The sequence below is a fragment of the Psittacicella hinzii genome, assembly GCF_003585885.1.
Taxonomy (GTDB): Bacteria; Pseudomonadota; Gammaproteobacteria; order Enterobacterales; family Psittacicellaceae; genus Psittacicella.
This window is the reverse complement of record NZ_NRHC01000076.1, coordinates 13707-30415: the sequence shown is the minus strand read 5'-3', so window position 1 is coordinate 30415 and position 16709 is coordinate 13707. Positions and strand designations below refer to the sequence as shown.

Here is a 16709-nt window from a genome sequence, read left to right as displayed (position 1 = left end):
GAACTAGGTAACTTAGGTTAGTTTAGTCAATCTTACATAACTAGAGAGGTCTGCCCTAATAGGACAGACCTCTCTTACTATTTCTAAATCAATTAGAAGTTGTAGTTAAACTCTACACGACGGTTTTTAGAGTAAGCAGCTTCTGTGTGACCTAACACAGCTGGACGCTCTTCACCGTAGCTTAATTGACGGATGTTATTTGGGTTAACACCGTATTGTACTAATAAAGTAGCTACTGCTTTAGCACGCTCAGCACCTAAAGCGATGTTGTACTCTGGAGTACCACGCTCATCAGTGTAACCTTCTAATAATACTTTAGCACCTGTAGCTTTAATGAACTCTGCATGAGCACGGATAATTTGTTGTGCTTCTGGAGTTACTTGGTAGCTATCAAATGCGAAGTAAACTGTACGGTATTGGTTTTGTAAATCATTTTGGCTGTAGCCATTGTAGATTTTTGCATTAGCGTCAGTTGTACTTAAAGAAGTATTAGTAAAGCTTGAATCAGCAACTTCAGGACCACTTGTTGAACAAGCTGCTAAAGCTACAGATGCTAAAACTGCTAAACCTAAACGAGATAATAATTTTTTATTCATAAATTCCTCTAATTAGCTGTTGGAACAGAGTTTCCTTGTACTTGTTTTGACCATGCTGGGTAGCTAATTGATCCTGACAGTACTGGAAGTTTTACTTGATAAAAACCGTCAATTGACACTAAATTTAAGATTTTGTTATTTCCTTGCGTTGAAGAGTAAATAACCATACGTCCATTTGGAGACAAGCTTGGGCTTTCATCTAAGAAGGTATTGGTAATTTGGTTAATCGCGTTAGTTTTTAAATTTTGCGTAGTTAAACGGTCACGATTAATCATTACCATAGTTTGGGTATTGTAACTAATTTGGGCGTCAGTAGTTTGTCCTGTAGTACGAGAAATACGTACAGCGCTACCATTTGCTGGATCTAGTTGGTAAATTGCAGCAGTACCCGCACGATCTGAAGTAAAGATCACGCTATTGCCGTACCATGATGGTTCAGCACTACGACCATTACCATTAGTTAAGTTACTTTCTCTCCCGTTACCTAAGTTACGTAAGTAAAGATCAGACGAACCATTTACCCCATTAGTGTAAACTAGGTATTGCCCATCTGGACTATATGCCGGACTTGAACTGTTACCAGGACGGTTAACTAAAGTTGAAACTGCACCTGTTTTTACATTGTATTGCAGGATACGAGAGTTAAACACCGAGTAGTTTACAAAAGCAAGATATTGGTTATCAGCTGACCAATCAGGAGAAAGAATTGGACGATCTGAAGTATATACGCGTTTTGCATTAGCACCATCATAATCGGCAATATACAGATTATATTGGTTCACTCCTGTAATAGGTTGTTGCACAAACGCGATTTTGGTTAAGAAATCACCAGGTTGTTTTAAGATAGCTTGGTAAACATCATTAGCAGCAGTGTGCGCTAAATCACGCTCTGCACTCGTGTTTAAAGTTACACTACGACTAATACATGCTTGCCCTACTGGACATACAGCACCAGACATATCGTATAGATTGTAATCTAAACGTACGGTATTAGTACTTACCGCTGTAACTTGACCGGTTACTAAATAGAAAACCCCTGCTCTGAACCAAAGGTTTGGATTTAGCTGTGTACTTAAACTTTGAGGGAACTGGTTTGCGTAAATTGGGGCAAAGATCCCTGTATTTTTTAAATCGTTGCCGATAATAGTTTCTAATTTCTCTTTAAGGTTAACGCCTGCACCATAAGTAAAGTTGCCAATGGCAATTTTACTAGCTTGGCTACGACCTTGGTCAATAGTTACTACATTAGCACCATTAATACCCGCAAAATCATCTGCAAAAGTTACCCCACTTAATCCTAAAGCCAAGATTAAGCCTGAAACTTTAATTAAAGAAGTTTTATTTTGAATCATACGTTTTTATTCTGAGGAAAAATTAATCCTGTTTAAGAGCTCTCTTTTACTTTATACCAGTAACTCAAACAGTAGCTTTTTCTAAATCTTTTTCTATCCACTTTAACACATTAAACTCTAGATCACAGTAAAATAAGTAAAAAATGCTACTGGTGACCAATTAAAAAGAGTTTGCTATTTCAGAAGTTTGAAAAGTGTGCAAAGTTTGGAAGTTAACAAGTTGCAAGTTTACAACTTGAAAGTTGACCAGTTGGCAACTTAGCAAGCTAAGTTGAAATGCCTGACACTCCAAATGTTCGTTTCTTTTTTGTCTAGCATTTGGGGGGACAGCTCAAAGCTTTTTAGCTTAATCAACCATTTTTATTGGTAAAAAATATTTGCGCAAATATTTCTTCTTTTCGTGTTCTAATTATAGCGTCTTTATATATTTTTTCTAGAGGTTGAGCAAACTTTTATTCGTGTTAATTTTGAAGTCTTTAGGCTATAATAGTCAAGTTGGTTAAAAGGAGTATTTAAATGGAATATAAAGTCTTAGCCGCACCTGTGATTTTTGAAGAAGAAATAAAGAAGAGTAAGTTTATAACTTACCTTGCTCGCGTGGGCAACCTTGAAGAAGCAAGAGCTTTTATTCAAGAGCTCAAACGTGAACACCCTAAGGCTGTACACGTTTGCTGGGCAACCGTAGCCGGTTTACCAAATGACGAGTTTAACTACTTTTCGAGTGATGACGGAGAACCATCAGGCACTGCTGGGCGTCCAATGCTTAACTCACTGATTAACTCGCAAATTGGTTTTATTGTAGCAGCTACTGTACGTTACTTTGGTGGTATTCTCCTTGGTACAGGTGGTCTGTGTAAAGCTTACGGCAATGGTGTCCAACAAGCTTTAAAGATGGCACAAACTAATACTGAACTTGAACGTGAGTTCTACTTTGTAACCTGCTCTTACGAGCAATTGAACTTAGTGCAAAATCTTCTCAGTAAATTTGACGCCAATATTGAATTCCAAGAGTTTATGGAAGAAGTAACTACCGAGTTTGCTATTCCAGTAGAACATGTTGAAGAAATGCAACAGCAACTACTTGATGGCTCAGCTGGTACCCTATTTATGTTCAAGATCGAGGAGTGATAGACCGTCACTAACACACTTTCACATCATATTTTGTCATTGATAAAACTTTAGAGAAATTTACTTGTCAAAATATGCGAGTAGTTTTTAATCTTTCTTGCTTTCTAGCTCAATCTAAAGCAAATTTTTTATAACAAGCCAGACAACAAAATCTTAGCTTTAAGAGTAAAACTAAGCTGAAACAAGATCAATAAACAAAAGTACAATGTAAAGCAAGCTTTGCCTCTAAGCTTTACAAAAGCTTAGATGGCAAACAAGTAAAACTTAGTAACAAGCCCAAGCTGAGCTTAACAACAAAACCAAGTTAAACTTGGTAACAAGCCTAAGCACAGCTTGTCGCAAATAAGTTTAACCCCTTAATAATTACCATACAGGTATAGGTTGGCAATAGCTTCTGCATAGGTTGGTAATAGCTTCTATATAGATTCTACTAACAAGCTAGTCAACAACTCACCAACAAGCGGTAAACTTATCTCATGTTCACAGAATAAAACATCTTTTTACTTGATAAACTCTTGCTTTGCATTTACTAAAAGCCTTAAATTTGTTAAAATTACAAGCAAATATTTCTCCTAGATACTACTAGTATAAATGGAGAGATTTTAACTTTATCATTACCTTAAATAATCCAAAAGTAAGTTATACTTAAAAAACCTAAGGAATGTATAAAAACTAACAAGGCTTTCAATTAAAGCTAGCTTGCGCTAGCTAAAACAAAATCCTTTGTAGCCTGAAAGATGTAAGAATTCAAAGTAAGTCTTTGAACCTAAATTTGAACCCAAACTAAAGTTAAGAGGACAGCCAGAAGTGCATGCTAAGATCACACAATGAAATAATGCCTTTTTCTTGATCTTAAGCTTGCACTCCTCTAACTATCTGATAAATTTTTGTAAAACTTACCACCATTTATAAAATTTACTAACTTTTACTAACTTAATAGAAGTTAGATTAAATATTTCCTACACAACTGTAAGGATAAAATGGTAATATAAGTAAAAGCAAATATTGCACCATCTTTCATATAAAAAACTATATACGCCAGAGAAGTAATTTAACTGCTTATGAAACAAAACTAACGCAAATTTAAACTAGTTTCAGAGATAAATTGCATAGACAGGTTAAAAAAGCAAGTTGCATAGATAAATTGCAAGACCAAAAGCAAAAACAAAACTAGTTAAAAACCAATGCAGGTTAAACTTTTGCTGTTAGATTAAACTAGGTAACTACCACTAGAATTTAGAATTCTTCATAGTTAGCTAGACTTCTCTTATAAAGATGAGCTGATAGTTTGCAAATACATATTGCAGTTACAAGTTGCAGAACAAACTACAACTAAAAATTGCAATACAAGTTACAGCACAAGTTGCAAATAGGAATAGCAACGACAAGTTACAGCCCAAGCTGTAGATAAAGCCCTGATTTATCTTGTCAACTAGTGAGCTTGCCAATTTGATAACTTGTAAACTTGTAAACTTGCCAACTTGCCAACTTGCAAAACCAGCTTCCAACTCATCTAAAACAAAATAATCATCGTATTTAACAAAGAATCCAGAGCTAATAATTTCAATGACAACCGAAAACAACAAACAAGGCGAAAGCAAATTCAAAAGAGGAATGATCAGATTTTTGATCTTTTGCCTTGGTGGCGCAATAGGTTTTTTAGGGTACAACTACTTTACTAATAACAACTTCTTTGAAGAAGATCCACCAATTAAGGTGGTGAACCGTGTAAAATTCACAGGTAGCTTAGAAGTTTTAAACCAACCTCTTAATATAACCGATAAAAATCAATTAGAAGATCTACGTCTGTTACAAAACTATATTTACTTACTACAAGACTTAGTTACTTTTAACAAATATTTAGCTGAATTTAAAGCTCTAGATACAAGCAAAGCGCAAGCTGAAACAAAACAAATCTTAAATAACTTCAAAACTAAATTAAACCAACAAGGACAAGACTTTATCGCCAAACTAGATTTCCCTCTTGCTTTTGTGGTGGAAAACCAAAAACCAGTTTTTGAAGTGGCAGATAATAGCTATAGTACTAATTTAGCTATTAACTCACCTGTACAGATTTTTGACACAGTAAACAGTTTATTACCAACTGTTCGTAGCTTAAATCAAACTTTAAAAGAGTTACAAGCTCAAGTTAAAGGTTCTGATTTAAAAACAGTTGATCTTACTGCTCTAAATGCAAATATTAGCAAGGTGCAAAATGGCTTAGCTAAAATGAGCAACACTTTAGCTAACAATAAGAAAAAAGATCCAGACTTTTTTACTAACGCAGCAACCTATACTCTAGAGTACCAATACTCTGATTTCTACACTTATGTTTCTGGAAGTTTAGAGCCGTTATTCTTAGATATCAATGAGGTAATCGCTAATAGCGATCAATATGCCATTAACGGACTAACTAATCTATTAATGCGTATTGACGACATTGATAAATTTGCTGCTTTAGCACCATACATTGCTAAGTATCCATACACCCCAGAGAACTCCAACTCTCTTGGTGAATTAAAAGATCAATATCGTATTGCCGTAGATACAGTTAAATACATGGGCTTTAAACCAGTAACTGTATCTGAAAATAGCAATGCCATTCCAAATGAGAAAAACACTGGAATGGTAAATTTACTCGTGCTCGATCTAAACCCATTACACCTACCTTATGAACCAATTGATCACTCAAGTTATCTTGATTGTAACCAACTGAGAAAGGTAGAAGTACCTGGGGCTATCGATAAAAACGGCAAGGAAAAAAGCTTAGAAATCGATGGACGTTGTTATACTTTATTCACGTATAAACTAAAACAGTTTAACCGTGATAACGTTCCTTCGTTAAATGACTACATGCTTAATAAGCACAAATAAATAAACCTAAATAGTCAAAGGTTTAAATTCTTTCATTTCTGTATTTTAGAAGAGCTATGGAGACCCCCATAGCTCTTCTTTTTATTTGGCTTTTTACGCCTCTTGCTAGACCTTAACCTACCTAACCTTGCCCGAACTACTTACTCAAGCTTGCCAGACCTACCTTATTCAACCTTGTACTACCAACTAGTTACTAGCTAATGAGCTAGAGCTATTACAGACCACTGCAAACCAAAAATTAGACACCGGTACCTAAATATATTATTTAACCTTATTTATCAAATAACAACTCTAAATTAGGCAAATATTTAAGCAGTACCTAAAATTTACAGGCAAAAATTAATATATAATAATGATACTGGCTATCTATATTTCCAAAAATTCAAAAGTAAAATTTCTTTCCAGTTGTTAAGACGAACCAGTAACTAACTCCAGAACTAAATATCTATAAACAACTATAAATGTCTACAAATATCGACGAAACTTCAATATTAAATACGAAATTACTAACAATTTGGAAGATTATTTTATTAGGGGCTTTGCTCTCCGCCTGTAAGATAGCCACACTTTATTCCTTAACGAACGATAGTTTATAAAACTAAATTTACAATTGAAAGCAAAAAATCTAACGGAAGAACACTAATTTTTTAACGAACCCAACTCGAATTTGAGGACTGTCATATGAGCAAAAAAGAAAGCCCCTTAAATCAAAATCCAACTGCAAATAAAACTGCAAATAAAACTAACGATCAATCCAAAGATCAAGCTCAAACTCAAACACAAGATAAAAGAACACCTTTTTACAATCACACGCAACTCAAAGAGTTTAGTAAAAAGGCTTCTGCTCTTATAGCCCAAGAAGCAGTTAAACAACTGCACATATCCCTACATCGCCAGACTTGGTCTGATCTTCTCAGCCAATTTCACTATCAACTTAAATTCCTGCAAGACTACAAAGTAAAGCGCAAGGAAATTCTTCAAGCGCTTAACTGGACACAACAGCAAATTAGTAGCTTACAAATGCGTACTTTACTTGAGTACACGCAACAAGAGGTAAACCTTTACTTACTTGCTTATCACAAAACTGCTTTTGTTGGTCCTGCAAAACCACCAGCTAGTCGTGAAGCAGCCATTGACCTTAATGCCCAAAAACTAGTTGAGCAATACATTGCCGAGTTTAAGTTAGATATCCAAGCTATCCAAGCAGCTTACCCAAAAATCAAACGCTATTTAACTTATCACCTTGATTTTGTTAAGTTCCCAGACTCTTTAAAAGCAAAACGCTTTAAACAAATTAAGCAGTACTTTAACGAGCAAATAGATTTTACTTGTAAACGTATTATTGCTCTTAAAGCTTTTACTCCGGTAATTACCTCTTTAGGAGCACATGGACAAACAGAACTTGTACTCCGTCGTATCTTTGCTTTGCAAGATCTCCTTTTATTAAAAGTGCAAGCTCTAAACCAACAACTGCAACGTTGTCAGCAAGTTCTTGCTCGCCTCAATTGGCAAGCTTACCAAAAGCAAGAGCAAATTGTTATCCTGCACCAAAGAATTGCTTATTTAGAGCAAATACAGTGGCAAACTCAACAACAGTTACAAGCTCTACAACAGAACGTACAACAAACTGCACAACAAACACAGCCAAGTAGAACAAACGCACAAGGTCAGCAAGTTCAGCAAAATCGCCAGCAGCAACAAAGATTTAGACAACTTGTAAACCAACAACAAGCTATCCAACAAGAGCTTACGCTGAAATCAGCGAACCTATCTCTAGCCCAAAAAGATCTTGCTAACTTACATTACCAAGTTTCCCTTTTACAAAAGGGTAAGACCCAACTTGAAGTTGCAGTAAAACACAGCCAAGAACAAGTAGATAATCCGGTAATTGAAGATCTCTTTGAACTCGCGATCTTGCACCCATTAATGGGTGAGATTACTAAGCCTGATTTACCTTTAGAACAAAAATGGTATCTCATTGCTCAAGAACTAGTTTCTCCAAGTGTGCCAGAGTTAGATGGGCACCCGGATCCTGTTCTTGATCCTTTTGTGCAATTTGATGATCCTGAATATCTACGTCGCTTAATTCTTACTCCAGAACATGCCCAAGCTTTAGATATCAAGCAAGATAACTCTGCCCTTAACCAAGTTCTGCAAGAACTCAAAGAACTTAAACAGAAAAAAGAGAAAGAGCAAGGTAAGAACGATCTCTTACAGCAAGAAGATTCCAATAGCTCGGCTAATGTTATAGGTATCCCAAGATCTAGAGCTTTACACGAGAGAAACAGTAATAACTTTGTTCCTCTAGATACCGAACAAGGTCTTGAAATCCCGCAGATTTTTACCATTAACAATAATAAAATTCTGTCTCCCGAGCAAAGTAAACTCGAACTTACTGACGAAGAATTCCAACGTTTAAACAACAGTTTACTTGTTGCCTCTCGCTTAAAAAACACAAGTAACTCTGGTAACTCAAGTAAACAAGAGCAAGTTGCGCAAACCTTACTAGGTGATACCAGCCGTAGATACAGCAATGAACTCTTACAGCAAGTAGACAAGTTCTCCTTTGCCAATCAAGACATCGTTTACAGTAAAAACTATAGCGAGCAAATAGCTCCTCTTATTCGCCTCGGTGATTATGAAAAAGCTTATCATCTTCTCCTTGCTTATCTCCGCGAGGTAAGAGCTGAACTAGCTAACCAAGAAAAGAGTCCTTTAAGCTCTCACTTTCAACATCATAGTCTGTTTGTTAATTACCAGCTCACAGCTTATCCAAGCTATGAGATCCATAATAGCTATAGCTTTTACTCAAACTTATATCAATTTAGAGATTACTTAAGTAACTTACAGGTTGCTACTGATACTTGGCGTAAAGTATCTCCTACTCGAGTTTTAACTCAAATAGGAGAACGTCAAGCAACCCCACAAGTTATTAATTTACGTAAAGTTGAAGATCCTTACTACCTCTTTTGGTTAGGTAGTCCTGAAAACTACCTTGAAAAGGTAGTTAAGGACAACCAACTGCCAACAGAGAAGTTTTTACTAAATCGTAAGTTTGATAAAAGTCAAAGTAAAGTTTTTTGGGCACAACAAATTCATTACAAATTTGTCACACAAGAACTTTTACAACATGGAGAACTTACAGCACAAAGCTATCACCAACTTAGTAAAGGTAATCTTGAAGCAGCGGGATATGTAAACTACTTACACCTCTATAACCTCTTATCGCAAGGACTTAGCTCTAGCAAACTCAAACTAACTCCAGAAGATCAATCTAGTCGTTTAAGTCAAGCTGAACTTGCTGAACTAAACTACCTTGAGGATCTAGATAAACTTAGTAAGCAAACAGTTGAGTTTTATCCTCTACTCAATGCTGAACAGTTAAATCTGCCAATCCTTAGTAGTCAAAGTAATAATGCCCCTTGGTCTTACCAAAATTTACAGGCAGAGCAAGATCTTGCTCAGCAGCAGGCTGCTTACGCAAGGACAAAGGTAGCTGGATCAAAATATAAAGACCTAGTCGGCGACAATGACGAGGATGAGGAAGGAGCATCTAGCTACTCAGTTGTTGATTACACTAATGACGATTATGCTATTGATGATTATGTTGCTGACGATTATGCTGACGACGATTACGTCAACGATATGGTGTTTGTAAATGCCTCGGAGTTTAGTCATGAGACTGCTTTTGCTCATGAAGCTACCCTAGCCCATGAAGCTACGAAAGCTCGTGAAACTAAACTAACTCATGAACTTAACCAAGATCAACAAAACCTACAAAAACAGCGAAGTCTGCAAAAACAGCAAAAACAGCAAAATCAGCGAAATCAGCAAAAACAGAAAGATCAACAAAAACAGAAAGATCAACAAAACTTAGAGCTACTCTATCATCAAACTCTAGATAAAGACTTTGCTGAACCCCTTGCTCCAAGTACTCAAGGACTGAAAGCGCAAGCTGAAAACTCTCAAATACATAGCCAAGTACAGAGTACGCAAACAAATACAATACAAGCAGAACAGCAACCTGCTGTTATTGAACGTATCAAAGAGATAGATCTTGCTCTCAAACCTATAGCCAAGGAAAATGACCTCCAACGTCTTCTCAAAAATCCTTTTGGCAACTTACAAATTCCAATTCTTGATCTTAATCCAGAAGAGGAAAGAGAATACAACAGCTATCTCAGACAACAGCAAGATAAGGTTCGTGAGATTATTCTTCAAACTATTGCTTACGAACAGCTTAATCCAACTCAAGAGAAAAAGAACTTTCTCCCAAGTGAAGATCGTTTACTTGCTGTTAAAAGAAGTAGACGTCAACGTGGGCGTGACTTCTTTATTCAGCAAAGATACATTACGGAAGATGATCGTACTATCGTTGCTTTCCAGCAAAACCGTAAGAGAAAACGTAACGCTTTTATTGATCAGTTCAAAAGAGGCGAAGTACCTGCTCCTAAGGAAGTTAACCTTACTAAGGTTAGTAAAACTACAGCCGTTAGTCAAACAGCAACTGCTAGTCAAACTACCTCAGTTAACCAAACAACAGCAACTAACAGAGCTACCATTGTTAGCCAAACAACAGCTGTTAAGCAAACTAACAACTTAGTTTTAGACGCTCATGAAACTTTCTACCGTCAACTCTTTTCTGATTTTACCGGTTACAACTTTGACACCGATCAAATAAGTAAAGATAGCGCTTTACGTCGTGCTTATTACAATCCCAACTACACAGTTATGGGACTGTTACAAGCACAGCGTCTTAGCCTCAAAGCTACAAATGCTTCGCAAGCTAACAACGCTATTACTTACTACCTCAACTTCAGAAAAGTACTCTACGATCAAAAACATTGGCTCTATCATCCAGAGCACATGCAAATTGATCGTTTCAATGTAGAAACAAAAGAACTTCTGCGTAGCGACCGCTTGTACTTCTACTTCCTAACTCAACAAGTAGTTTACCCTGCAGACAAGTACTCGCGTTACCACCAAGTTCTACAACAACATCTTGGTAACATTGACAACATTACCCAAAGTTATAGTCAACAAGCTAAGACGAAGTTTAAAGAGATATTTGCTACAGCTAACCGTGACAATGTTGCGTACATTAGCTTACACGCTACTAACCAACTCTTTAATAGTCAGGAAATAGTAAATCTTGCGAACCTAGACAGTTCAGACTATCGCCAAGACTTAATCTACGGTTTAGTTGCAACGCAAGTTACGCGTACACCAATCTGGGTAGTTGAGCGTCCGCAGGTAGTTAACTACTACCAACAACAGCTATATAGCTCTCAAGTTCAAGGAAATGTAAATGTACATGTCAATGAAAGCGCAAGTGCAAATGCTCATGCAAATGTAAAAGCACGTGAAAGAGCAAATGCAGATACAAATAAAAGCACACATGAAATTGCAAACGCAGTTACTAGCGCAAACACTACCTATGTAACCGCTCAAGGTTACGGTATTCGCCGTCAGTTTACACAAGTTGCCCATTTACACCTTGAGCCAACGGCAAATATAGCTTGGCAGGATCTCGCTATAAGTCAACAAGTTAGTTTTGCGCAAAATTCACTTGCACAACAAACGCAACTGCTTGTTGCTTTTAATCAGCAAGCTGATCTACAGTATCAACAACAGCTAAACCAAGATCTGGGGAAAAATTACGCTAACTTTGCTAACTATCAGCAGATTTACAATTTCCCAAGTCTACTTAAACGAGTTTCTCGTTTAAGTGGTTTAGGAGTTGTTACTTACCAAGCGCATTACTTTGCTGGGACTAATATTTCTGCGGGTAATAAAGAGATTAACTATCAAATCTATGTTCAACCAACCACTAATCCTCTTAACGGCGAGAAGTGGCGAGGCGATAAACCAAACTTTTTCTTACCTGCAATCCCTGAAAGTGTAGCTACACCATTACGTCGTAGTCTGGTATATAACCTCTTTGAAGAAGTTGAGCATGAAGTTGCTTCAGGAATGCGTTTTGAAAAAGCTTACCTCCAAGGGAATGATTTGTTCTTCCGTGATTACCCAGCAGAACAAAAACTTACTTTAAGTCCAGAGCAATATCTAAGCTACTACTATCAATGGCAAAAAGAAGCGCATAATTTCCATGCGGAAATTATTGCCCTCCTAAACCAAGTTTACTTTACCGATGATCATTTACTTAACAAGAACTCCGAACTTGAAACTTTTACTATGAAAGCCAATGGAACTTACAACCAACGCGAGCTCTATGCTCTGTCGTTAATGTCAGTTCCGGAGTTCTTAGAACAAATGCAAATGCATCATCTGGTTAAACAGCTACGTAATAGCTTAGGTAGTAATCGTCAACTTTACTTAAAGGACTCGCACGTAGATACTCTAGCGCAAATCAATATTGATGAGCTTACACCAACCTATGAAAGGGTTATTCTCCATTGTGATATGAACAACTGCTTTGCCTCGATCACAATTGCCGAAAACCCTTTCTTAAAAGGACATGCAGTTATTATTGCCGGCGATCCAGAAAAACGTAAAGGAGTAGTTGTTGCTGCTTCTTACGAAGCAAAAGCCTTTGGCGTAAAAACAGCTGAACCTTTAGTTACAGCTATAAAAAAATGCCCTGGAGCGATAATTATCAAACCAAGCTTTTCTCTGTATCAACGTTACTCATCAATGGCTAATAAAATCTACCGTCGTTTTACGCCACTGGTGCAAAGTTTTAGTATTGACGAAGTATGGATGGACGTAACCGAAGTTATGCACCTGTATAAATCTCCACTTGATATTGCTCATCAAGTGAGAGAACAAATCAAAAAAGAACTCGGAATCACTATTTCGGTGGGAGTATCTTTTAACAAAACATTTGCTAAACTTGGCTCTGATATGAAAAAACCAGACGCTGTTACTTACATCTCTCCGCATAACTACAGGGAAATGGTTTGGTATCTTCCTGTCAAAGATTTATTTGGTGTAGGTGCTTCAACCCTAATTAAACTTACTAAAATGGGAATTCATACTATCGGAGACCTTGCCCGTACTTCACGAGCAAATATCCAACAACATCTTGGTTCCCATGGTTTAAATCTCTGGTTAGAAGCCAATGGTCTCGATAATATAAAAGTTCGCTCTTCAGATGAACGTCCAGCGATTAAATCAATTGGACGTGGGACTACTCTAACCCAAGACGCGCATCAAGAACAGGACTTTATCGATACTCTTAAGTACCTCACTGAAGAAGTTTCTCAAGTACTTTTTCAAAAGAACTTCTTTGCGACCGTTGTGCAAATTTCCGTACGTGACAAAGAGTTCAATGATTTTAGTTGGCAATGCAAGCTAGATCTTCCGACATTAGTAATTGAAGATCTATACAATACTGCCCTTAAACTCTTTCGCGAACACTACTCTTGGAAGTTACCTGTAAGGGCAATTACCGTTCGCGTTACGGGGTTAGTTCCTTACTCAACTAAATACCAAGGTACTCTCTTTGATGATTGGCAAAGCCATATTAGCCGTAACCAAAAACAAAGAGCAATTCACCAAGTAAATCAGAGATTGGAGCCTGAAGATAGATTCTTGGTCTTAGAAGCTACAAAGCTTGAGGATCTTACCTATCAAGAGGGGATAAGTTAATCAACTATTTGAAATCTTTCAAAGTAAATCCTCAAAATTTAATTGAGTTAGCTAAGCTGAAATAAGTTACTTCAGCTTAGCTAGGTCTCCTTAAAAATCAAAGATTAGTAAAACTCTTTGCGGGGTTATAAACTATAAAATAATCTTACTACAAAATAATTTTTATCACGCTATAATAGCTTGTAAAAAAAATAAGAACAAACATTAACTGTAAGTTAGAGTTAACTATAAATTAAAGTTAACCATGATCGTATCTAACTGTTAGATACCCCCTAGAATACTCATATAACAAGAATACTCATATAACACAACTAAGATTGGTAAACAAAATCAGTTTATATACATACGAGGGGTTAATAACCCTCAACCAAAACTATAAACCTCATATTTTGTAATATGTAAGTATATTGCCAATAGCAAATGAGAATAACAAATGATCAAAGATAAACCTACATATATATCCCTCTTCTCTTCAGCTGGTGTAGGTTGCTATGGCTTTAAGCTAGAAGGATTTGAATGTATAGCAACCAATGAGCTAATTGAAAGAAGGCTAAATATTCAGAAACTAAACCAAAAATGTAAGTTTGATAGTGGCTACATTTCTGGTGATATTCAACAAGAAAGCACCAAAGAGCTAATTCATAATGAAATTGCTCACTGGCATAAACTTGGCAATGATAGAGTTGATGTCGTAATTGCCACTCCACCTTGCCAAGGCATGAGCGTTGCCAACCACAAAAAAAGCGAAAACGAAATTGAAAGAAACAGCTTAATCCGTGAAAGCGTTAACCTCATCAAAGATATCAATCCGCGCTTTTTTATCTTTGAAAATGTATCAGCTTTTTGGAAAACAGGTTGTATCGATAACTATGGGAATGTGGTTGCGATTGGCGAAATGATTACTCGAGAATTAAGTAGCAAGTACTTAATTCACCATCAAGTAATCAATTTTAAAAACTACGGTTCTAACTCTTCTCGTCCTCGAACTTTAGTTATTGGCGTTGAGAGAAAACTTGCGGACGATATTTCTCCGGTAGAGTTAATGCCAAACTATACCGCTGAAAAAACTCTCTTTGAGGTTATCGGGCAAATGCCAAGTTTAAACTGGGGTGAGTATGATCCTCAAGACTTTTTCCATAGTTTTAGAACTTATCCAGAGCATATGCTCCCTTGGATTCAAAACCTTGCTCAAGGACAAAGTGCTTTTGATAATGAAGATGATACTTTAAAACCACATCGCATTATCGACGGCAAAATTGTTATCAACCAAGCAAAGAATGCTGACAAGTACACACGACAAGTCTATAACAAAGTTGCTCCATGTATCCATACACGCAACGACCAAATGGCTAGTCAAAACACCTTACACCCTGTAGATAACCGTGTCTTTTCTATTCGAGAACTCATGAAGTTAATGACCATTCCGGAGTCATTTAAGTGGTTAGAATATGATCTCTCTACTTTAAACAGCATGAGCTTAGAGCAAAAACAGAAAGTTTCGAAAAAAGAAGAGCTCAATATCAGACAAAGTATTGGTGAAGCAGTACCCACTACTATCTTTCAACAAATTGCTCATAACATAAAAACTCAACTCCTTTACCCTCATCTAACTTTAAAAGAGATCAAGGAGTTAATTGAGCAAAATCATCTGGACAATACTCAAGCGTTAAAGAGCTTTATCCTAGCCAACAAAGGTAAATATAGTTTAGCAACCTTAGCTAAGATCATCGAATACGCTAATGCTAAGCGCCAACAAAACTCTGCTTACTTTACGAATAAGTATATAGTGCAACAAATCTTTAATCATTTGCCTAACTTTTCTAAAGATACGCTTGAGATTATTGAACCATCTGTTGGCTCTGGCAACTTTTTACCATTTATCTTTAAAAAGTACGCTGATAAAAAGCAAGTAAAGCTTACACTGGTAGATATAGATCCAGATACTATCGAGCTCTTACAGCTCCTTTATGATCAAACAAACATTCCAAGTAACTTTACCGTTAACTTCGTTTGTGCAGACTATATGCAGTTTGAGCATGATAAGGTTGATTTAATTATAGGTAATCCTCCTTTTTCTAAGATTAATGGACAATATCGCGCTAGTTTACTAGAAAATAACTTTAATAAAGAATCTACCAACCTAGCAGAGTTCATACTAGAAAAAGCAATCAAAAATGCTAGCTATGTCTCTCTAGTTATGCCTAAAACTATTTTAAATACTCCAGAGTTTAGCCAAACTAGGAAGTATTTACAAGGATATAACATTGAGAGCATTATTGATTTTGGTGAACATGGCTTTAAAGGGGTACTGGTAGAAACTATTAACTTAGTAATCAGCACTTCTACTTCAAACTCTTCTAAAGACAATGAGTATACCCAAGTCGAATCTACTTCTTTGGGCATTAGCATAAAACAAAAAAGTAGCTATATCTTTGATCAAACATTACCTTACTGGATTATCTACCGCGATCAATTCTTTGATCAAGTGTATGCAAAAATGCAATTTGATATTTTTGATCCATTTAGAGATAGACAAATTACCAATAGTAACTCTTCATTAGTAAAGACGGACAAACATAATATCCGAGTATTAAAGTCTAGAAATATCGTGAGTAATAATTATCTAATCGATATTGAAGACTATGATTCCTTTATTGATGTCGCTACTCTAGAAGATCTTGCTGTAAAAAAATATCTTAACGATACAAGTGTCTACCTAACCCCAAATATGACCTATAAACCAAGAATTATCCAAAAAGGTAAGGGTTACGTGGTTAATGGTTCAGTTGCTATTCTCATTCCTAAAGATAGTTCTATTAAACTGTCACAAGCACAAATGGAATATATTGAAAGTGATGAGTTTAGACACTTTTACAAAATTGCGAGAAACTTCCAAACTCGTTCCTTAAACATCGATAAAACTAGCTGTTATTGGTTCGGTATTAATACACAAATCTAAGCTAAAACTCTTATTAATTTTTATAAGTATCCACTAATTATTTAACATTTCCTTGCATAAGGGAAATACATATTTTTAGCTAACCTTTCCAATAACTGCACTACATTAATCGGGTAAACTCTTACGAGTGCAATTTTAAACTTAAATTTTTTTAACCTATACCAAATGTTAAATATTGCTTTTTACATT

At 36.2% G+C, this 16709-nt stretch carries 6 protein-coding genes; 4 read left to right on the top strand and 2 right to left on the bottom strand.

The features are described 5' to 3' along the window. Nucleotides 1–92 precede the first annotated feature (92 nt). Together pal and CKF54_RS06020 are read right to left on the bottom strand one after the other, a co-directional pair. A complete protein-coding gene (pal, locus tag CKF54_RS06025) occupies nt 93–596 on the bottom strand; it encodes a peptidoglycan-associated lipoprotein Pal (RefSeq protein WP_119525465.1) in 504 nt (167 codons plus the stop codon). Between the two features lie 8 nt (nt 597–604). Further along, the gene (locus CKF54_RS06020; RefSeq protein ID WP_119525464.1) at nt 605–1948 is read right to left on the bottom strand and encodes a DPP IV N-terminal domain-containing protein; all 1344 of its coding nucleotides are present in this window, start codon (nt 1946–1948) and stop codon (nt 605–607) included. Between the two features lie 516 nt (nt 1949–2464). On the opposite strand from CKF54_RS06020, the gene CKF54_RS06015 reads away from it, so the two are divergent. The 4 genes from CKF54_RS06015 to CKF54_RS06000 all read left to right on the top strand — a co-directional run bounded on the left by CKF54_RS06015 (nt 2465) and on the right by CKF54_RS06000 (nt 16520). Next, nucleotides 2465–3076, top strand: a complete 612-nt coding sequence (locus CKF54_RS06015; RefSeq protein WP_119525463.1) for a YigZ family protein — start codon at nt 2465–2467, stop codon at nt 3074–3076. 1566 nt (nt 3077–4642) lie between these two features. After that, nucleotides 4643–5950: a hypothetical protein gene (locus CKF54_RS06010; protein WP_119525462.1), complete on the top strand. Its 1308-nt coding sequence runs from the start codon at nt 4643–4645 to the stop codon at nt 5948–5950. 681 nt (nt 5951–6631) lie between these two features. Then, nucleotides 6632–13561: a DNA polymerase IV gene (gene dinB / locus CKF54_RS06005; RefSeq protein ID WP_119525461.1), complete on the top strand. Its 6930-nt coding sequence runs from the start codon at nt 6632–6634 to the stop codon at nt 13559–13561. Nucleotides 13562–13994: 433 nt separating this feature from the next. Beyond that, on the top strand, nt 13995–16520 hold the full coding sequence (locus tag CKF54_RS06000) for a DNA cytosine methyltransferase (RefSeq protein WP_119525460.1): 2526 nt from the start codon (nt 13995–13997) through the stop codon (nt 16518–16520). Nucleotides 16521–16709: the final 189 nt, after the last annotated feature.

Coding starts and splice junctions, on each gene's coding strand:
- pal (WP_119525465.1), bottom strand. CDS start 596: ATGAATAAAAAATTATTATCTCGTTTAGGTTTAGCAGTTTTAGCATCT.
- CKF54_RS06020 (WP_119525464.1), bottom strand. CDS start 1,948: ATGATTCAAAATAAAACTTCTTTAATTAAAGTTTCAGGCTTAATCTTG.
- CKF54_RS06015 (WP_119525463.1), top strand. CDS start 2,465: ATGGAATATAAAGTCTTAGCCGCACCTGTGATTTTTGAAGAAGAAATA.
- CKF54_RS06010 (WP_119525462.1), top strand. CDS start 4,643: ATGACAACCGAAAACAACAAACAAGGCGAAAGCAAATTCAAAAGAGGA.
- dinB (WP_119525461.1), top strand. CDS start 6,632: ATGAGCAAAAAAGAAAGCCCCTTAAATCAAAATCCAACTGCAAATAAA.
- CKF54_RS06000 (WP_119525460.1), top strand. CDS start 13,995: ATGATCAAAGATAAACCTACATATATATCCCTCTTCTCTTCAGCTGGT.